16 protein-coding genes are annotated in these 20,256 nt (G+C 60.5%); all 16 read right to left on the bottom strand.

Annotated features, from left to right (window positions below; all coding sequences use genetic code 11):
* Positions 1-60: 60 nt before the first annotated feature.
* On the bottom strand, positions 61-687 hold the full coding sequence (locus ACA079_RS21660; protein WP_497700890.1) for an RraA family protein: 627 nt from the start codon (positions 685-687) through the stop codon (positions 61-63).
* Positions 684-1,466 carry an IucA/IucC family C-terminal-domain containing protein gene (locus tag ACA079_RS21665; RefSeq protein ID WP_497700891.1) on the bottom strand — a complete coding sequence of 261 codons (783 nt, stop codon included), beginning with the start codon at positions 1,464-1,466 and terminating at the stop codon, positions 684-686. The genes ACA079_RS21660 and ACA079_RS21665 overlap by 4 nt, the downstream gene beginning before the upstream one ends.
* Entirely contained in the window at positions 1,463-2,254 is a 792-nt protein-coding gene (locus tag ACA079_RS21670; RefSeq protein ID WP_123365512.1) for an ABC transporter ATP-binding protein, read from the bottom strand. The genes ACA079_RS21665 and ACA079_RS21670 overlap by 4 nt, the downstream gene beginning before the upstream one ends.
* A gap of 12 nt (positions 2,255-2,266) precedes the next feature.
* Positions 2,267-3,298, bottom strand: coding sequence for a FecCD family ABC transporter permease (locus ACA079_RS21675; RefSeq protein WP_497700892.1), 1,032 nt, complete (start codon positions 3,296-3,298; stop codon positions 2,267-2,269).
* Positions 3,291-4,280 (bottom strand): FecCD family ABC transporter permease, encoded by a 990-nt coding sequence (locus ACA079_RS21680; RefSeq protein ID WP_497700893.1) that lies wholly within the window; start codon positions 4,278-4,280, stop codon positions 3,291-3,293. Before ACA079_RS21680 ends, ACA079_RS21675 begins: the two co-directional genes overlap by 8 nt.
* Entirely contained in the window at positions 4,277-5,197 is a 921-nt protein-coding gene (locus ACA079_RS21685) for an ABC transporter substrate-binding protein (protein WP_497700894.1), read from the bottom strand. Before ACA079_RS21685 ends, ACA079_RS21680 begins: the two co-directional genes overlap by 4 nt.
* The gene (locus ACA079_RS21690; protein ID WP_497700895.1) at positions 5,190-7,037 is read right to left on the bottom strand and encodes an IucA/IucC family protein; all 1,848 of its coding nucleotides are present in this window, start codon (positions 7,035-7,037) and stop codon (positions 5,190-5,192) included. Before ACA079_RS21690 ends, ACA079_RS21685 begins: the two co-directional genes overlap by 8 nt.
* A 4-nt stretch (positions 7,038-7,041) precedes the next feature.
* Positions 7,042-7,815: an HpcH/HpaI aldolase family protein gene (locus ACA079_RS21695; RefSeq protein WP_497700896.1), complete on the bottom strand. Its 774-nt coding sequence runs from the start codon at positions 7,813-7,815 to the stop codon at positions 7,042-7,044.
* Entirely contained in the window at positions 7,809-9,674 is a 1,866-nt protein-coding gene (locus ACA079_RS21700) for an IucA/IucC family protein (protein ID WP_497700897.1), read from the bottom strand. Before ACA079_RS21700 ends, ACA079_RS21695 begins: the two co-directional genes overlap by 7 nt.
* Before the next feature lie 25 nt (positions 9,675-9,699).
* Positions 9,700-11,127 (bottom strand): DHA2 family efflux MFS transporter permease subunit, encoded by a 1,428-nt coding sequence (locus ACA079_RS21705; RefSeq protein WP_497704357.1) that lies wholly within the window; start codon positions 11,125-11,127, stop codon positions 9,700-9,702.
* On the bottom strand, positions 11,124-12,335 hold the full coding sequence (locus tag ACA079_RS21710) for a type III PLP-dependent enzyme (protein WP_497700898.1): 1,212 nt from the start codon (positions 12,333-12,335) through the stop codon (positions 11,124-11,126). Before ACA079_RS21710 ends, ACA079_RS21705 begins: the two co-directional genes overlap by 4 nt.
* The gene (locus ACA079_RS21715) at positions 12,328-14,112 is read right to left on the bottom strand and encodes an IucA/IucC family protein (RefSeq protein WP_497700899.1); all 1,785 of its coding nucleotides are present in this window, start codon (positions 14,110-14,112) and stop codon (positions 12,328-12,330) included. The genes ACA079_RS21710 and ACA079_RS21715 overlap by 8 nt, the downstream gene beginning before the upstream one ends.
* A gap of 212 nt (positions 14,113-14,324) precedes the next feature.
* Complete coding sequence (locus tag ACA079_RS21720; protein ID WP_497704358.1) at positions 14,325-15,701, bottom strand: diaminobutyrate--2-oxoglutarate transaminase; 1,377 nt, start codon at positions 15,699-15,701, stop codon at positions 14,325-14,327.
* 355 nt (positions 15,702-16,056) lie between these two features.
* Positions 16,057-18,480 (bottom strand): TonB-dependent siderophore receptor, encoded by a 2,424-nt coding sequence (locus ACA079_RS21725; protein WP_497700900.1) that lies wholly within the window; start codon positions 18,478-18,480, stop codon positions 16,057-16,059.
* 67 nt (positions 18,481-18,547) lie between these two features.
* Positions 18,548-19,498 carry a FecR domain-containing protein gene (locus tag ACA079_RS21730; protein ID WP_497700901.1) on the bottom strand — a complete coding sequence of 317 codons (951 nt, stop codon included), beginning with the start codon at positions 19,496-19,498 and terminating at the stop codon, positions 18,548-18,550.
* Entirely contained in the window at positions 19,495-20,004 is a 510-nt protein-coding gene (locus ACA079_RS21735; RefSeq protein WP_497700902.1) for a sigma-70 family RNA polymerase sigma factor, read from the bottom strand. Before ACA079_RS21735 ends, ACA079_RS21730 begins: the two co-directional genes overlap by 4 nt.
* Positions 20,005-20,256 lie beyond the last annotated feature (252 nt).

The raw sequence follows: 20,256 nt of genomic DNA on the forward strand, positions 1-20,256 counted from the left end.
CCGAAAGATGCAAAAAAGGGGCAACTGCACAGTTGCCCCTTTTCATTTCAGCTCGGGAAGTCAGCTCTTTCGCTGATTGAGCCTCTGCAAGAATTCGGCCCTGCGCTGCTGGTCCATTTCCTCTTTGGCCAAGAGTTCGGGAAGCAGCTCGGCCGCACGCACGGCATCGAGGATGAAGACGCCGTCATCATCACCAATGGCCAGGTCCCCCGCCTGCACCCGAACCCCGCCCACATTGATCGACTGATTGACTTCCCCATGGGCGCCAATGCCGCGAGTCGTGTACGCACTGACGTCCCGACAAAAGATCGGCAACCCATGGCGACGCAATGCGCTGACATCGGTGACCGCACCCGACACCACCACCCCGGCCAACCCTTTGATCAGCCCGGCCAGGGTGCGCAGTTCACCCCAGCAGCCACACTCCTCGTCACCCACACATTCGATCACCAGCACGTCGCCCGGCTCACTCAGCAACAGCGCTTCACGCAAAATGCTGCCATCAGGTGGAAAGACTTTGACGGTGACGACATTGCCAACCATGCGGATATCGTTGAACAGCGGCTTGATCCCCCGCAGAAAGCCCCGATCGGAAAAATGGCCGATAGTTGACGAAGGGATCGACCGGTAGGCGTTGAGCAACTCCGAGTCGACGAACTGCTGGCGCGGGTTGATCTGATAACTCATCGGCATTTCCCCGGACGCAGCAGTGGGCAGGTCGAACAATATTCAGCGGGCTCAGTAGCCAGGTAGTAGAAGCAGCACGTTCGCCGAAAGCGAATGCTGCGCTGCCCCTCGTCGAGCAGTGTCGGCGGACGACGGAAGTGACTCAGCGGGTTGTAATCGAGGCCGAACAGCGCAGGCTCTGCCTGTGTCAGCAACCACCTGAAGTCCTCTTCATAGCGCTCGCGCACCGACGGTTCGTCGATTTTTGCCATGCGCTTTTCATACAACGAATACACGCGCACGGCGGTGTTCTCCCACAAGATGCGCCGTGAAACGCCACTCACACGGTTGAAGGTTTGCCACAGCGGCTTCAACAGCCCGGCAAACAGTGACTGCACCAGGGTTTCCCGCCAGGCCTCGCGCTCACCTGCCTCGTACGTCAGCGGCGGGGAATGAGCCAGCGGCATCGAAGACGTCCACAGCCCGTCATCGTGGCCGTATTCGATCACCGTGTTGTCCAGCGACAGCAGCAGTCCTTTGTCGTACACCGACATGGCGTACAAACAGGCCCCGGTGGCCAGGAACGACAGGCGCTTACCCAGCAGCGAGGCGGTGATCGCCCGTGACGGTGAGCCAATGACCGGGCTCAATGCGTCCAGCAAACGCTCGCACACATCTTCCTGCAACAGGTCACGCGCCATCAGCGAGCGTAATGGATCACGCTCGGCGCAGTCCTTCAACCGCAACCCACCGCCCAGCACGTTCCACTCTTGCGCGGTGAAGTGACGAGCCAGACTCATTGCGGCAATTCCCGACCAAACGGGATGCACATCGGCGTACCAAAAAACGGGTCAGGAATAATCCTGCAGTTGAGGTCGAACACGGTTTTGACCAGCGCCTGAGTCAAGACGTCCTCAGGCCGGCCCTGGGCAAATGCCGTACGCTCATGCACCGCAACCATATGATCCGCATAACGGCAGGCCAGGTTGAGGTCGTGAAGCACCATGATGATGGTTTTGTTCTCGAGCCGGTTGAGGTCGCGCAGCAGGTCCAGCACTTCAATCTGGTGAGCCAGGTCGAGGAAGGTCGTCGGCTCGTCCAGCAGCACGATGCCAGTGTCCTGGGCCAGGGTCATGGCGATCCACGCACGCTGGCGCTGCCCACCGGACAAAGCATCCACCGGCCGATCCGCCAGCGCTTGCAGACTGGTCTGCGTCAGCGCGCGATTGACCATGGTTTCATCCTCGGCCGACCACTGCTGCATCCAGCTCTGATAAGGGTATCGGCCCAGCGCCACGAGTTGGCGAACGGTAATGCCCTCGGGCGCCGTCGGTGTCTGGGGCAGGATGGCTAACTCACGCGCTACCGCCGCTGTGGATTTTTGCTGGATATCCACACCGTTGAGAATCACCGAGCCTTGCTGCGGTTTCAGCAGTCGGGCAAAGGATTTGAGCAAGGTACTTTTGCCGCAACCGTTACTGCCAATCAGTACCGAGATCTTGCCCTTGGGCAGTTGCATGTCCAGCGCGTCAATAATCACCTGGCGCTGATAACTCAGGGTCAGGCCGCGACTTGCAATCGACGTCATACGTTGAATTCCTTAATGACGCTGTTTAATCAATAAATAGAGAAAAAAGGGCGTGCCCAGCACCGCGACAAAGATCCCGGCCGGTAGATCCAGGGGCAAGAACAGCGTGCGCCCGACCAGGTCCGCCAGCATCACCAGATTTGCGCCAATCAGGGCTGCCATCACGGCCTGCCCAGCGAAACCGGGGGCCACCAGGCGTTTGGCAATATGCGGAGCAATCAGCCCGACAAACGCGATCGCCCCACCCCAGGCAATGGCCGCGCCGGCCAACGCCACACTCACCAGCAACAAACCGGCCCGCAGCCATTGCACGCGTACGCCGATGCCCTGGGCCAGGTTGTCATCCAACTGTTGCACCATCACCTGACGGGCCAGCAGCACCAGCAGCGGACAAATGCCCAACAACCAGCTCGCAAGCGCCAGCGGTTCGGGCCAACTGGCGCCGTATACGCTGCCAGTCAGCCAGACGTAGGCAGACAGGGTGGTGGTCAGCGGACTGAACACCAGAATGAAGGTGGTCGCGGCCGTCAACATCGCTGAGACGCCCACGCCGATCAGCACCAGTCGCAGCGGTGAGGTCCCTTGCTTCCAGGCCAGCAGATAAATGGCCAATGTTGCCAAAGCCGCACCGAGCATCGCCGCCAAGGGCAGAAACTGTTGCCCCAGCGTCGCGGACAAGAACGACAGGTAAAGCACGGCGGCGGCGCTGGCACCGCTGGTGATGCCGAGCAGGTCCGGCGATGCCAGCGGGTTGCGGATGATGCTTTGCAGGATCAGCCCGGACACCGACAACGCAGCGCCCACCAGCGCCGCCAGCACAATGCGTGGAAAACGCAGTTGCTCGACGATCAACGTCAGGCTGGCGTCCTGACTGGAAAACAGGATTCGCATCACCTCGAGTGGCGAGAGGATGACTTTCCCCAGCGACAACGAGCCGAGCATCACCAGCACCGTCAGCACCAGCGCCGCCGCCAACCGCCACCACGTGGAGAAGTTGACCCGCCGGGAATACCCGCCCCAACGCCAAGTCACCACCCTATCCATAACGACCTCCACGCCGGGCCAACATAATGAAAAACGGCGCGCCAAACAGCGCCGTCATCACCCCCACCGGCACCTCCTGAGGCAGGATCACAACCCGCGACAGCGTATCCGCCAACAGCAGGAGAATCGCACCGAGCAGCGCACAACCGGGTAGCAACCAGCGATGATCGATGGACAACCCCTTGCGCACCATGTGCGGCACTAGAAGACCGATGAAACCAATGCTGCCGGCCAACGCCACCGCGCTGCCCGCGAGACAGATCACCAGCACGCTCATCAGCAGCCGGATCAGGCCGGTTCGCTGCCCCAGCCCCGTGGCAATCTCTTCCCCGGCGTTCAGCACATTGACCTGCCCAGCCAGCAACAGAGCCCCCGACAACCCGAGCACTCCGCACAGCAACAATGGCGCAGCGGTCGACAGACTGCGTTCGGTCAGTGAACCGGCCATCCAGAACAGCACCGTGTCCAGTCCATCCTGATTCACTACCAGCAGCGCCTGACTGAAGGCGGAGAACAACGCAGCGATCGCCGCGCCCGCCAGCACGATGCGCAGCGGACTGAGACTGCCTTGTCCCATGTTGCCGATCAGCCACACCAGACAACCCGCCACGGCAGCGCCAATGAACGCCGACCATAACCAGGCATCCGGGGATGACAGCGAGAAGATCGAGGAAAACAGGATGATAAAAAAGGTCGCACCGGCGTTGATCCCGAACAGTCCGGGTGATGCCAATGGATTACGCGTCAGTGCCTGCATCAGGGCGCCCGCGACCGCCAGACTGGCGCCTACGGAAATCGCCATCAGGGTTCGCGACAGGCGCGTGGTGGTCACCAGCACATGACTGATACTCAGCGGGTCGGGATCGACAAACGCCGCGGCAATCTGTGGCAGTGGAATCCAGGCGGCACCGACCGCCAGGCTCAATACGCAGCACAGCAGCAACACAACACCCGCGCTGCACAGCTTGACTCCCGGACTCATGAGGCCACCTGCGCGGCGGCCACGCGGGCTACGTCGTCGAGCATCAGATTCGCCCCCATCATCCCGCCCGACAAACTCCAGGCGATGCCATCGACCTGCCACACCTGACCTTGCTGCGGGGCACGCATCTGCTTCCACAGCGGGTGTTGCACCAGGCTCTCGTAGTTGCGCTGCACCGCCGCGTTCTGCGCGCGCAGGAAGACAAAAAAGATGTCGGCATTCACCACGGCAAGACTTTCCTTGCTAGTGAGTTTGATCGACACCCCGCTCGCCTCCCGGCTGCTGTCACTCCAGTTGAATCCCAGTTCGGTGAGCACGGAGCCCGGAAAACTCGCCGGCAAGTAACTGCGGATGTGGTCTTCGCGGATGTCCAGAATCGACACCGTGGGCGGCCAGCGTCCGGCAAATGTCTGCTGCAGTTGCTGACACAGTTGTGCCACGCGCTGCTGCCATCGGTTCAGAATCTCGTCGGCCCGCTGTTGCTGGTGTAATGCGGCGCCCATCAGCGCCAGGGTCTTCTTGAATTCAAACACTTCCTCCAGCATCAGCACCGGGGCGATCTGCTTGAGTAACGGTGCAATGCGTTCATGGCGAAAGCGCGAGGCAACGATCAAGTCCGGCTTGAGCAGCGCGATGTCCTCAAGACTGGGTTGGGTTTCCAGCCCGACATGGGGTACAGCGCCCAGTGCCGTGCGCAAATAGCGATAGGTCGGTTTTTCGCTCCAGGAATCGACGACGCCACACGGGGTCACGCCCAACACCACGGCGCAGTCGGTGGCGCCCTGAAACAGAGTGATCACCCGCAACGGCGCGGCGCCAGCCTCGGCCCACGCCGGCGCGGAAAACCTGAGGGCGAGCGCCCCCAGGGACAGGCGCAACAGCGTGCGCCTGGAGGGTTCACGTAGCGGTTCAGGCATTACGATCGAGCCTGTGAAACGGGTTGACCACCTGCCCTTTGCCAAACGGCATGCTGCCAGGGCCGCCCGCGCGTTCGATCATCGGGGTGAGCAGCAATTTCTGCGGCCAATGTGGCGCTTCGAACAACTGGTGCTTGATCATGATCCGCGCCTCGGCGTCAAACTCGATGGTATCGATCAGCTCGTTGAGCACTTCGCCCATCGCCTTCCACAATTGGGTGGCCGGCAATGCGTAGACCTCAGCCAGCGTATCGATGATGGCGCGGAGGTTGACCTGAATACCCAGGGTCTGCAACCAGAACAGCAAGTCTTCAGGGCGATCGTGGTACAGCGTGTTGGCATGCCCCTTCTTCAACCGGTAAGCCGGGTCGGCCAGGCCGTTGCGTTCCAGCCACGGCACGAAGATGCGCAACGAATCGTGATCGCGCAACAGCAGGCCCTGGGCGTAACCGGCCTTCCACACCAGCACCGCATTCTGCCCGTGAATTTCACCGAGCATGCCGATGCGGAACATCCGCAGGTTGATATCGAAGAAGCTGTGGCACAGCTCACGGAACAGCGTCATCACCGACGCGGCATTGGCCGGCAGTTGGCGGTAGACCATCCAGTCATCGAAGAAGTGCTGATTGCTGCCCGGCAGCGGTGTGCCCAACGCAGCCATGGGCACCAGTCGGGTGTCCGGGTCTTCGAGCAGCGCGGGCGGATAGCCGCGAACCATGGCCGACAAGTGACGCGGTGCTTCGTCGAACAGCGTGGCGTCCGGCGGCATGAACGCCCACCATTTGGTTTCGTCGCACAGGTGCAGGGACTGCTGCAGCGTTTGATCTTTGCTCAGTGCCTGGCGCAGCAGCGCCTCGCTCAAGCCGCCATTGATCATTTTTACTGCGGGCAGGTAACGCGACGCGCCCAGCGAATAGATCGCCATCGGCAACTTGAGGTAATCGGCACTGTTGAAGCACGGGGTCATCGAGCGCAACGACGAGGTGGCGAAGAAATCACCGTCGGTGAAATCCAGTCGATGGCAATCACCCTTGGCGAACGCGTCGCCGAGTTGCGCCTCCAGCACGTGTTCGAACTGCCACGGGTGCACCGGCAGCGCGATGTGGCTCTGGGCAATGCCCCGCTGCTGCAGCTCTTGTTGCAAGTTGGCCTGCAACAGTGGCGGCAACAGATATTGGGCGGGATAACTCTGCGCCAGGTCCGTCACGCCGTCGCCGCATTGCAGCAACGTGCGATCGACCGCGACCCAATTGAGCGCCACCGGACGGGCGAATTCCGCCTGATACTGCTGATATTCCGCGTCGTCCAAACCCTGCTTGGCTTTGGCCAACGGGTGGTAGGGACGATCACGCAGCGAAGCCCACTGTTCCATGGTCAGGAAAAAGTCTGCGTTGCTCTTTTCCAGCAAGCGTTCGCTGTCAACCCGATGAGCCAGGGACAACTCGGTTTGCCGGACGCTGGTACGCAGCACATCCATAAACAGGGCGAAGCCTTTTTCATTGTCCGGGTAGCGTTCGGTCATCCCTGCCAACACCTGAGTCGTGAAGGCCTCGGGTGACAGCGCGGTCAGCCGGTCATTCTGCCGTGCCCAAACCGGCGTGCCCGGTACTTTTTCCCATTGCTGGGTTATACCGGGACGCAGGGCAATAACGATGCAACCTAGGGGATCGCTGGGCCATTCCCAGATCCGTTGTTCGGCGCTCAACCCGGTAAACGGCTGATCGGCCGATGACGATGGCGCCACCAGATTCAGCGGCTCGGTCCCGAAAAAATGTTCGGCCAGCAAACAATCGACCAGATCCTGCATCACCTTGTCGGCGGCCATTGTGGTGAAGTTCATCCGATTATTTTCCTTCTGCTGAAGTGGCGGCCAATTTGGCCTGGAGGGCACGAAAAGCGATGCCACGCTCGTCACCCAAAACAAAACTTTTAACGCCCCGACTCAACCACCGTTCGTGGTCGCCCGGTTGACGTGGAATCGCGCAATACGGCACGCCCGCGGCACTGGCTGCCTGCCAACTGGCGAGCAGCGCTTGCTGCACCTCGGGCCGGTCGATCTGCCAAGGCATGCCCATCGATTGCGACAAGTCGGCGGCCCCTTCGAGGATCATGTCGAGGCCGGGCACGGCAGCAATTTCCGCCGCGCGTCGCACACCTTCGGCACTCTCGATCATCGCCACGACCATGATTTGCTCGTTGGCCAGCGCGACGTACTCCGCCAGGCTGTGTTTGCCAAAGGCACCGGGGCGACCGGCATTCAGGCTGCGGGTGCCCTGCGGGTGGTATTTGCAGGCCCGAATGCTTTCGGCCAGGGGTTCAGGGCCTTCGATCATCGGCAAGACAATGCCCTGCGCTCCGCCATCAAGCAGGCGCAGCAGGGTTTTCGGGTTGAGGTCGGCCACCCGCACCAGCGGGGTCAGCGCGTAACTCTCGGCGGTGCGGATCATGTTCTCCACGGTTTCGGGGTTGATCAGCACGTGTTCCATATCGATGATCACAAAATCAAAACCCGCCTCGGCAATCAGTTCGATGGCCGCAGGCGACGGAATCGAGCTGATCAGGCCGTAGACCGGCTCACCTGTTCTGAGCTTCTGCTTGAGCAGATTGGTCCTCAGCATGATTGCGGCCGGAACGCGTGCAGCGGATTCGGCACCGATTTGAAACGACGTTCGCCGTCACCCAGCAAGCGACGCTTGGTCAGCTCTTCCACTTCATAGAACGGCGCGAAAACATCGAACGCTGCATAACGCGGACGGTGTTGCGGATGCTCGGACTGGTAAGCGGTGACCACCTCGGCGGTCATCTGCCAGAACAGGGCCTCTTCGAGCTGATAGTGCTGATGCAGGAAGATCGCCATCTCGGCCAGGGCGATGAAAAAGAACGAATCACAGGAAAAATCCCGGACCGCATTCAGGTCGTCGGTGAGGATGAACGAGTTGCGGTTGAGCTTGGCGTGGCTGGCGGGCAGCGGCACCAGGGTCGGGCACAAATCGGGGCGCCCCAGGTGCTGCGGCGAATAACGCACGCCGTCATGGAAGTCTTTCAGGGCAATGCGTTGTGGCCAGCCCTGCTTCACGATCAGGACGATGTTCTGCCCATGGGATTCCATGCCGATGCCTTCGGCGTACAGCATGTGAATGATCGGCGACACCGCAACCTGCAACAGTTGGCGCGTCCAGGCGTGCAGGCCGTATTGAGCGATCCAGGCATCGATGAACGGGGTTTGTGCACCGCTACCGTAGCGGTTATCCACGGAGCTCAAACCATTGAACGGCACCGCTTGCTCATCGTCTTGCAGGTACTGGTGAATGCTCTCGCGCCACAGGGTGCCCATCGTGCCGTAGGCTTGGGACATCCGCGTGGCGGGCAGGTGATCGTAGTCAAAACTGACGCCAACCACTTCGCCGAGAATCACAAAGCCAAGGTCGCGGGCGGTGCTGTCGCTGCCGATCAACTGCTGCAACCAGTCGGTGATGATCGGGCCGTTCATCACTGTATGCCGGGCCAGAATTCGGGTGCTGGAGGTGTTGGTCATGCTCAGCGCGAGCTTGACGTAAGGCCGCTGTTTCTCAGTGACGTTGGCCAGGGTGCGGATCGACTGCTGCGCCTGATAACGGTCATCCGTAGTGCCCAGATAGATCACCTCACCGCTGACCAGTTCTGGGTAGAACACGGGAACGATGACGTTTTCCCACTGCCACGGGTGCACCGGCATCAGCCAGTAATCGCCCATCGACTTGCCTTGATCGGTGAGGCTCTCAGCCAGTTGCTGCCAGCGCTGAAGTCCGAATTCCTCCTGGATAAATCCGTTGTAATCCAGGTGCTGCGAGATGTTCATCGCCCCGCAGGATTTGGCCACGGCCAGCCAGACAATCGCGATGGGCGCGGCAAATTCCGGCCCGTAATTGGCGTTGTCCTTGAGCGAGAAACCGATGCGCGATTTGTAGCAAGGGTGATAGCTGTGGGCGTCCATGAAGTGCTGTTCCAGCGCATCCACATCCAGTTGATACGCTGGCTTGGCCGCTTGATAACCCTGACTGCGCGATTGCAGATCCTTGAGCAGGGTCTGCTCCAGTTCATGGGTGAAGCGTGGCAGGTGCGGGCTGTCCTGTAGTTCGCTCAGCAGCTCCGCCAATGCTTGATGAAGGTGCGGCCGGCTGCGTACGCCCAACGCATTTACACGTTCGAGACTGGCATAGTCGAGGCGGATCAGCTCGAAGCTTTCGCTGAGCAATCCGCTGCAGTGGTACTCCACCGGTTGTTGCTGCGCATCGAAGCCGCTGACGACAAAACGGTACTGGCCGCCATCGAGCGGCGAATGGCGATACGGCAGGACGTTTTCATACAGCAGCGTTTGCAGCAGCTGGCCCACCACGCGCTGTTCCACTTGCTGATAGTGGCGGGGATCGGCCGTCGCCAGCCAGACGCCTGGCGCAGAGTCCGCAGCCTGATGTGTTGCCTGTGAAGAAGTCGCCATAGTCATAACCTTGTCCGTGAAAGAATTAACGGTGTTCGAGGGCTGAGGGCAACGCCTCGGCCGGCTCGTCGGATGCGTGAACGGGAAAACGCCAGGCACAGGGCAATGCCAGCAGGATGAGGATGCCGGTGGCCAAGAAGACCTCGCTGATCGCCCCTGGGGTCGCCACCGAAACAATGCCGCCCGCCGAATCGGCAGTCAGGCGGAATTCCAGCCACAGGGAGGCAATCACGATGGCCAGCGACGACACGAGACGACGGGAAATGTTGTTCATCGCCGCGCCTTGAGTGACCATCGGTTCAGGCAGCGCATCGAGCCCGGCGGTGGTGATGGGGATATAGGACAGGCCCAGCCCTGCGCCGCGGACCATCATCAGAAAAAACACCACACCGATTGAAGCGCCAGCCCCCAGCATGCCCAATCCCAATGTGGCGCCCCCGGTCAGCAGCAGCCCCCAAAGCACTACGCCGCGCGGGCCGTGACGGTCCAGCCACTTGCCGCCGAGATGCCCGAACAGGCTGGCGAACATCGCCGTGCACAGCAGAGACAAACCGGTCCAGATAGCGCTGTAGCCCATCACCACTTGCACCAGCAGCGGCAGCAGTACCAGGCATTCGAACATGCCGACCGACTGCACCACGGCGATGATCACGCTCAAGCGATAACCGCGCAGGGCAAAGATGCGCAGGTTGAGCAGCGGCGAAGTCCGGTTCAGTTCCAGTCGCACGAACGCCACCAGGCACAGGATGGCCGCCAGCAGCATGCCGAGGTTGAGCGGATCAGTGAGGGCTTCGGCATGGCGCAGACGGCCAACGGCGATCATCAGCAGACCGATGCCCGTCGCGATCAACAGGTAACCCGCCAGGTCGAAAGGTTTGCGTTCCGATGCTTCAGAAGCCGGCAGCACACCAACACCCAGGATCAGCGCCAGCAGGCCAATCGGCACATTCATCAGGAACAGCGAGCGCCAACTGAACCACTCCAGCATCAGGCTCCCGCACAAGGGCCCCAATGCCGGCGCCAGCATGACCGCCGCGCCCCATAGGCCGGTAACCCTGCCCCGCTCGCCCTTGGCGTACACCGAAAAAATGATCGCCAGCGACAGCGGAATCATCAGCCCGCTGGCGATGCCTTGCACCACGCGCGCGGTAATCACCAGCGCGATGGAGTTGGCCAGCGCCCCCAGCAATGAACCGCAGACAAACAACGCCACGCCCCACAAATAGAGGGATTTGCGTCCCACCCGCTGGCTGAGAAAACTGGTGAGCGGCATGGTCATGCCCATGCTCACCATGAACGCCGCCACAATCCAGGTGGCCAACAGCGGACCGATCTGAAAGGCCTCCATGAACGCCGGCAACGCCGGATTCAGCGAGCTGTTGTTCAGGCTGACCGTCAGCGTACCCAACAACACATTGACCACCACCAACCAGCGCGGGACGGCAAACGTCAATCCCACGGTGCGACTCCGGCTTCTTGCACAAACACCTGCGGCGGTCGCGGATGACAGAGGAAATCGGCGTGGGAGATGTTGTAGCCATAGGCACCGGCCAGCGGCAGCACCAGCATGTCGCCGACTTCGACACCAGTCAGCGGGTAATCGCGGCTCAGCACATCCTTGGGCGTGCAGAGCTGCCCGACCACGGTCCAGTCCTGTTGCAACGCGCCGGGTGTTGCTTGATGTCTGGGCAGATGAATGACCGGGTGATCATGTCCCTGGGCAACCGGCAAACGGAACTGATGGGTACCGCCGCGACAGACCAGGAAGTGCTTGCCGTGACTGGTTTTCGTGTCCAGCACTTCAATGGCGTAGTAGCCGCAGAAGGCGCTGATGAAACGACCGGGTTCAAAACGCACGACGGGCGCATCGGCACACGCTGCAAGGCTTTGCCCCAAATGCGTACACAAGCGCTGCCAATCGAATTGCTGCGGCCCGAGGTAATTGACACCGATGCCACCGCCCACATTGAGGTGGGTGATCGCCGCAGGATCGGCCGACAACGCCTTCCATTGCGGCCAGCGCTGCAGGTACAGATCGAGCAATTGTTCATGGCGTTCCACCAGCGACTGATGAGACATCGCATGCACATGGAAGCCCTTGAGCCGCAGGTGGCTGGCGTTATCGACCCAGCTGACCGCCTGAGCCAGTTCCGACTCATCGATCCCGAACGGTGTGGCCGTGCCGGCCATCGCCAGTTTGCTGGAGAGCGGCGACGGCAGTTCGGGGTTGATTCGCAACAAGACGTCTTGCACGTGCCCCGCTTCCAGGGCCAGCCGTTGCAGGCGGACGATTTCATTCAGGCTTTCGATGTGAATCGCTTCGACCTGATGTTGCAGCGCCGAACGCAAATCAGAGTCCAGTTTACCGGGGCCGGAGAAGATGAACGGCTTGCGCGTCGGGCAGGCCTGGAGACGATCGATCTCGCCGCCGGAGGAAATCTCGAACCCGTGTACCAACGGCGCCACAGCGGCGAGGATTTGCGGTTCGCTGTTGGCTTTGATCGCGTAGTAAAGCTCCACGCCTTTGGGGAGTGCCGCCATCACCTGCGTCACGTGCTGTTTCAGCGCGTCCAGGTCATAGATGAACAGCGCCAGCGGGTCTTCGTGTTGTGTACGGGCTTCATCGATGGCGGCCAATACCGCTGCGGGCAGCTTATCCATGCTTGGCCTCCTTGCCCCACGGGGACACCAGGCTGACGTAGCTGGCCTGGCGATCGGCCTTGGCCGCGAGGCGGACCTTAAGGTTGGTTTTGCAGGCAATCGGCTGACCGGCGATCAGTGCGTCCAACTCCGGCGCAGCGCGGGTCAATTCGGCGCGGATACTGACCAGTTGCTGCTCCACCCGTTGCCACATCAGCGGCGCCAAATGCGGACGTTCCCAACTCAGGGCCAGTACCGCCTCGGACAAGTTGTTGACGAACAGGCAATAGACAATGCGGTTCCAGCCTTGCTGGCGGGAATAGAGCAGCGACTCACGCACCCGTGGATGAACGTCTGCGTCGATCCGGGAAGCACCCAGTTCGTCGGTCAGTTTGACCCCTTCGAAATCCCGCAGCAGCAAACGTTGTGGACGACCGTTGTCATGCACCAGCACGCTGTTCTGTAGATGCGGTTCCATCACGATGCCGTGGTTGAAGAACAGCGCCAACACCGGCCGTAGCAACAGCGCTTGATAGTCGTCGAACCAGCTCAACAGCTGTTGATCGTCGATGTCATTGCCGTTGAACCGGCACAGGAACTCATGCACCAACGGCGGCAAATGCAGACCACGAGCGAACAACGTACCGGCCATGATGCTGCAGTCGGTGCCGGTTTCGAGGCAGAAGTTCTCCCGCAGGATTGCCCCGGTCTGTTCGCGGAACCAGTGGTTATCCGCTTCGCTGGCCTGTTGCGGCGCCCAGCTCAGATTGCCCGGTTCGGCCACCACCGAGAGCCCGCCAAGGGTTTCGGGCCGGGTCAGTTGGAGATTACGAAAGACTCGGTCGATCATCAGCGCGCTTTCCAATTCGTACCAGGCATTTTTCCTGACACAGTTGGTGATGCGCACGTTCAGCGAGCCCTTGATGAAGAACTCATGGCCCTCGATGTACCAGGTGCGGATGGACGCCGTGGGGTTGGCCATCAGCCCTGTGGCGCCAAGGTCGACGATGGCCGCGGATTTCAACAAACGCTGAACCCGACCATCCTGCATGAACAGCTGGGCCTGAACCGGATGCATGCAGATAACCGCGTGCCCTGGCCGCGCCTGCGCTTGATCGGCAAAACCGGCCAGCACTTGGGCTTTGCTCAAGCCGTTGGCCCCGACGTTCAATCCTTCCAGCGGCACCTCGAACAGGTGCAACGGCGTGCGGGCCTGGAATTCCGGGGCATAGGTTTCCTGGGCCAGATGAGCAGGCCACAGGCGCGCCTTGGGTGCCGGGTGATTCGGATGACCGAACCACAAGCCCTGCTCGCTGGCGAGGTAACCGCTGAGCGGTGCCGGGTGCTGACCGTCCATGTTGTGGCCGACGATGGCCGCGGTCAGCAACTGGCTTTGCAACACCTGATCCAGCAACTCGTCGTTGCTGGCGCGGGTCATGTGTTCGCACGCCGCGAGCAACTGCTCGACGAACTCGGCAAACCTCAGGCACGACCAGTCGCCCTCGCCACGCCGGGCATAAACGTCCGACAGGTAACGGTGACTGCCCAGACCATCACGGCGGTCCACCATCACAAAAAACTGCTGCTGGTTGGGCAGGTTGATGGTCAGGGGAATGCCTTTCCATTCAAGGCCCTCGAGGTAGCTGCCCGGGGCGATACCTTGCATCTGCGTCGGCCAAATGTAACTGAGGCAGTTTTCCGGCAAGGCGAACTCTTTGATCAAACAATTAAGCAACGCGCGCGTCGTCGCCAACTCACTGACCATATTCGATAAAACACTGCGATCTGGATGATTCATGGGTGCTCCACAGTAGCCCGCGAGGCCACTGGACACGTTATATGGCGAAAAAATTAGTTGCTGATCGAGCTGTTTAACAGCCGACGAAACTCCACGTAACGACATCACTTCACTGAACCTTTTAAAACAATCAGACGACCATCAAAGTTATTTGCAGCAACGTCATCAAACTGCAATTCGGCGCACTGCTAACGTAACTTTGATTGATTCATTCAAGGGCGCAACTGCAATAACGCTGCTGCCATCGCGTTATCAAAACGCTGGATAACTTGCTGGCATTGTTCATCGTCGATAATCAATGGCGGCAACAAGCGGATGACATTGCCCTTACGCCCGCCGCGTTCAAGCAACAGGCCTTGTTTGAAGCACTGTTGCTGGATGGCCACGGCCAGCGCCGGGTCCATCGGGAAATGTCCGTGGCGATCCGCCGGCTGGCGCTCGTCGACGATCTCGATGCCCAGCATCAGGCCGCGACCGCGCACTTGGCCAAGGGCCGGATAATGCGCCTGCAACTCGACCAGCCGGTCCTTGAGCCACTGGCCCTGGCACTCGGCCTGGGCGGCGAGGTTTTGCTGTTGCAGCACCTGCAACGTGGCCAGCCCGGCGGCCATGGCCATCTGGTTGCCGCGGAAAGTCCCGGCGTGATTGCCTGGTTCCCAGGCATCGAATTCACGACGGATGCCCAGCACCGCCATGGGCAAACCGCCACCGACCGCTTTGGACATGACGATCAGGTCCGGCTCGATGTCGGCGTGTTCGAAGGCAAACATCTTGCCGGTGCGGCCGAAACCGGTCTGCACTTCGTCGAGGATCAGCAGGATGCCGTGCTTGCGCGTCACCTCGCGAATCGCCCGCAGCCAGCTCGCCGGGGCACAGTTGACCCCGCCCTCACCCTGCACCGCTTCAAGGATCACCGCCGCCGGCAGTGACACGCCGCTTTCGACGTCTTCGATGAACTGGGTGAAATAGTGGGTCAAGGCCTCTACCCCGGCCTCACCGCCAATGCCCAGCGGGCAACGGTATTCGTGGGGGTACGGCATGAACTGCACCCCGGGCATCAGGCTGGCGATGGCATTTTTCGGCGCGGTGTTGCCGGTCAGGGCCAAGGCGCCGTGGGTCATGCCATGGTAGGCCCCGGAGAAACTGATGATGTTGTTGCGCCCGGTGTAGGTCTTGGCCAGCTTCAGCGCCGCTTCCACTGCATCCGCCCCGGACGGCCCGCAAAATTGCAGGCAGTAATCACGGCCCTGGTTCGGCAACAGGCTGAGCAAGGTTTCGCTGAAAGCGTCCTTGACCGCGGTGGTCAGGTCCAGGGTATGCATCGGCAGGCCTGAAGCGAGGAAGCTGTCGAGGCTGGCCATGACGGCCGGATGATTGTGCCCCAAGGCCAAAGTACCTGCGCCAGCCAGACAGTCGAGGTAAGTATTGCCCTCGACATCGGTAACCCAGAGCCCGTGCGCCTTGGCGATGGCCAGCGGCAACTTGCGTGGATAACTGCGTACATTAGATTCGAACTTGCTTTGTCGAGCCAAATAGTCGGCATTGGTTTTTTGCAATGGATTAGAGTGCAATACGCCATCATTCAACATCGCTTCACCCTCGTTAAATTCGATATGCAACTTATTCTCATTAACAAGTTGTTGCAACTAATTCTTACAACCCATTTGGAAATTTACATATAGCGATTTGAACTACTTTAAAAACCATCAGACACGCAAAAGACCAAGTTAATAAACCTGGTATGAACTCCGGAAGTGCCATGATCTAGCCATGATCTTTTAATGCGATTGACAACTTCGGTATAGGCTACCGACAGATAGCGACTTATACGCAAGTGTCTTGAATGTTCATTAACTGATGGGGTGCATATGTCCTTCCTCTATACGAATCAGGTCACGGCCCAACGATGGCGCCCCGGTCCCTGGGGCGCATGACACGGGTGAATCAGAAGTCGACAGTCGCCGAAAGGAGATAAGTGCGCGGGGTCGACAGCGTCAAGCCAGGCTCACTGTCATCCGAGGCCCCGGCCGAACTCCAGTAGCGCTTGTCCGCCACGTTCTCGACATTGGCACGCACAGTGACGTTCGTTTCGTCGACCTTGAACGCATAGCGTGCGCCCACGTCGAAACGCTCCCAGGAGTCGATTTCCTTGTTGTTGGACTGGTCCAGGTACTGCGAGCTGGAATAGATGCCGCGGCTGGTCAGGGTCAGGCCCTGTACGGTCGGCACATCCCACTCGGCGCCCAGGTTGACGTTGTATTTTGGCGTGGCCGGTGCCCGGTTGCCGTCGAAGGTGCCATTGGTGGTGTTGCTCAACTCGCTATCGATGTACATGACACCGCCGAGCAGACGGAAACCATCGAGCGGTTCACCGAACACACTCAGTTCCACACCGGTGTTCTCACGCTTGCCGTTCGGGCCGAAGACGCGTGTCGTGGCGTTGGTCTCGTAGGCTGGCTGCTTGATCCGGAACACGGCGGCGGTGACGGCGAACGCACCGGCGTCATACTTGGCACCGACCTCGACCTGGCGGCTGATGAACGGCGGGAAGATCTCGTCTTCGTTCACCGAGGTCGACGGCGCGATCTTGCCCTGGCTCAGGCCTTCCATGTAGTTGGCATACAGCGACAGCTTGTCGGTGGCCTTGAACAGGATGCCGCCTGACGGCGAAACCTTTTCCTCGTCGTAGCCGGTGTCGCCTCTGACGTTATCGGTCCAGTCGTCAACCTTCACGCGCTGCCAGCGGGCGCCGAGGGTCAGCAGCAACCGGTCATCGAAGAAACCCAGGGTGTCGGACAACGCCACACCGGTGGAGCGGTTCTCGGTATAGACCTTCGAATCCTGTCGCGTGGGTCTGACAGGCGTTGGTGTTGTCACGGGGTTGTAGAGGTTGCTGTTGGCCGCAGCATAACGGGCGCCGCCGTTTTCAAAGTCCATGTAGTAATAGTTGGCGGCCAGGTTGACTTCATGGCTCACCGGGCCGGTATGGAACCAGTTGCGCACCCCCGCCGTGCCCGTCCGGACATTTTCGTCACGGGTGAAGTCACGGGGTAGAACGCTGAAATTGCCAGCGTCGTTGGTGACCGAAACGGCATGACGGAGAAAGTCATGGTTACTTTTGCGCGCGCCCACACCGCCGTACAGCATGACGGAATCGTTGACATCGTATTCAGCGTTCACCGTGCCGAACGTGTCGTTGGTACTCGCCTTGCTCCAGGGCTGCGCATAGTTGCGGCGCACATCGCTGGCATGCGGAACCTGCGCGTTAGGGCCAACCTGTACGCGTTCCTGCGGTGCGTCGGTATCACGTTCGGTGCGCCCGATGTCCGTCGAGAGTCGCAGGCGTTCACCGCGAAAATCCAGGCCCAGCACGGCCATCTCGCGATCGACATTCTGGTGATCCCATTCGGTGTCGCCGGACTGCTTCACGCCGTTGAAACGAAGGCCAAACTTATTGTCTTCACCGAAGCGCCGGCCGACATCCACGGCACCGCCGACCTGACTGTCGGACGCGTAGCTGCCGGTGAACGAAGTGATGGGCTTGTCGGTAGCGCGCTTGGGCACCACGTTGATCCCGCCACCCACGCTGCCACGCGGCGAGATGCCGTTGATGAGCTGGCTCGGGCCTTTGAGGACGTCGACGCGGTCGGCCATCTCCATGTCGATCGTATAGGTCGGCAGGACGCCGTAGAGACCGTTGTAGGAAACATCACTGTTGAACAGGCTCAGCCCTCGAATGGTGAACTGCTCATAGCGCCCACCCGCTGGGTTGGTGGCGCGAACCGAGGGATCGTTGGCGATCAGGTCGCCCAAGGTACGCGCCTGCTGGTTTTTGACCACCTCACTGGTGTAGGTGGTCATGCTGAACGGCGTTTCCATAAAGTCTTTCGAGCCCAGCAAGCCTTGCGAACCGCGACGCGCGACTTGGCCGCCGGCATACGGATCACCGTCCACCGGGTCAATGGCACCGAGAATCGAGGTGGCGCCCAGTTGCAGGCTACCGCCTTCTGGCGCCGGGGTCAGGATGTACGCCTCTTCGCCTACCGGCTGCAGTTGCAGACCGGAACCCTGCAACAGTCGGGCAAAGCCCTCCTCCACCGCGTACTCGCCGGAAAGTCCAGGGCTGGTGCGACTGCCCACCAGTGCCGGGTCCACCGACAGATTGACCCCGGCCAGCCCGGCGAAACGGGTCAGCGCTGCACTGAGGCTTCCTGCTGGCACCTGATAACTGCGTCGAGGCGCGTCTTCGGCCCAACCGGCAGTGATGAACAACGGGCAGGCACTCAGACTTAGCAACAGACTCAAGTGCAACAACGGGCGCAGTCTGGAAGAACCCAGACGCGTACTGCAGGGCATCACTACGGGCATTGAGAATCTCTCTGATTTCGTTTCACTTGCCTTGAATGACAAGCGACGCGAAAAAAGGGGACACACCTCAAACACTATTTTTGCGCGGCAGTAACGTGACCCAGTAGCGGGTTCGCCTATGCACCTCCAGCGGCAGGCTGGCCGCCAGCAACGTCAGGATGCGATCGGTGTCTTCCAGACGGAAACTGCCGGTGACGCGCAGGGATTCGAGTTCCGGCTCCCAGCGCAACAACCCCGGACGATAGGTGCTGAGTTCGCGCAGAAAATCGCCCAGGGGCTGGTTCTGTGCCATCAACACGCCGTCGCGCCAGCCTGGGGCAAGCACATCGAAAGGTTCGACGCGCCCGGCACCCATCGCCTGAAGGCTGACTTGCTGGCCTGCGCGCAATGAAAAGACCGGTCCGCGCAAAGGCTGCAACTGCACCGCGCCTTTAAGCACTGACACCTTGCACCCCATCTGCCCCTGACGAACGCACACTTCGCTCTGACTGACGACCACTTGCCCGAAGTGCGTCTGGATCGTCAGTGGCGATGTGCCGGGCACATTCAGCGCTATTTCGCCTTCCACGAGTCTCAGCCGGCGGTTCTTCAGGTCGATATCGACGGCACTCGCGGTGTTCAATTGCAGCGAACTGCCATCGGCCAACTGGACTTTTTTGCCCTCCCCGGTCGCGGTTCGCAGATCAGCGCGCCAGACATCCAGAGGTAGCTGCCGACTGATCAGCCAGGCGGTCGGCACCAGCGCCACCGCCCCGACGGCGCGCTTGAGCACCGTGCGCCGACTCGTCTGCGGCCGATCCAGGCTGGCCATGGCCAGTGCCGACGGCAGGTCGGCAAAGCGTTGGCGCAAGAGCTGGGCTTTCTGCCAGGCCTGTTCGTGGCTGGGATGGCTGTCGCGCCAGTGCTGCAGATTGGCACGATCGCGATCATTGGCGGCGCCTGATTCCATGAGTGCCAGCCATTGAGCTGCAGCCCGCACGACTTGCCGGGCTTCGGCCGAAGGTGTCGAACCGATCACAGTTCCACCAGCAGGCAATGTTCATAGGCTTGCGCCATGTAGCGCTTGATCGTGCGCTCCGAGACATGCAGGCGCTCAGCAATCTCGTGATAACCCAAGCCCTCCAACTGGCTCCAGAGAAACGCCCGTCGCACCGCGGTCGGCAATCCATCGAGCAATTCGTCCAGAGCTTGCAGGGTTTCCAGCAGCAACCAACGTTGCTCGGGGGATGGCACGCACTCCTCGGGCAGCAGCGCCAAGGCGTCGAGGTAGGCCTGCTCCAGGCTGCGGCGCTTATAGAAGTTGCTCAGCAGTCGCTTGCCGACCGTCGCCAGATAGGCGCGGGGTTCTTGCAGGTCAGCGATGTGCTGGGAGCTGGCGAGTAAACGCACGAACGTATCCTGGCTCAAGTCCGCCGCATCATGGCCATTGCTCATGCGTCGCCTCAACCAGCTTTCGAGCCAGCCACGATGGTCGCGGTACAGGTCGTGGAAGGTTTGCGCCGCCGGCATCGCTGCATCACTCATCTAAAGGAACCCTGCGCGAAGAAATATTTTAAATGCGACTCATTCTAATTAGTGTTGATACTTCAAACCAAGCGCTTTATGCGTTTCGCCCCCAGGAAAAATTTGAATACGCGAATGAAAGACAGGTGTTTCTGCCACGCAGCCACCGGTTAGTCGGGGCTGAGCGTTATTGAGGGAAATCGTCGAAGAAAGTAAGAATTCGATGCACGGTCACACTTGGCCGGCAGGCGAACCCCTGTGGTTGCGGGGACA

Source organism: Pseudomonas sp. LBUM1645, assembly GCF_059716185.1.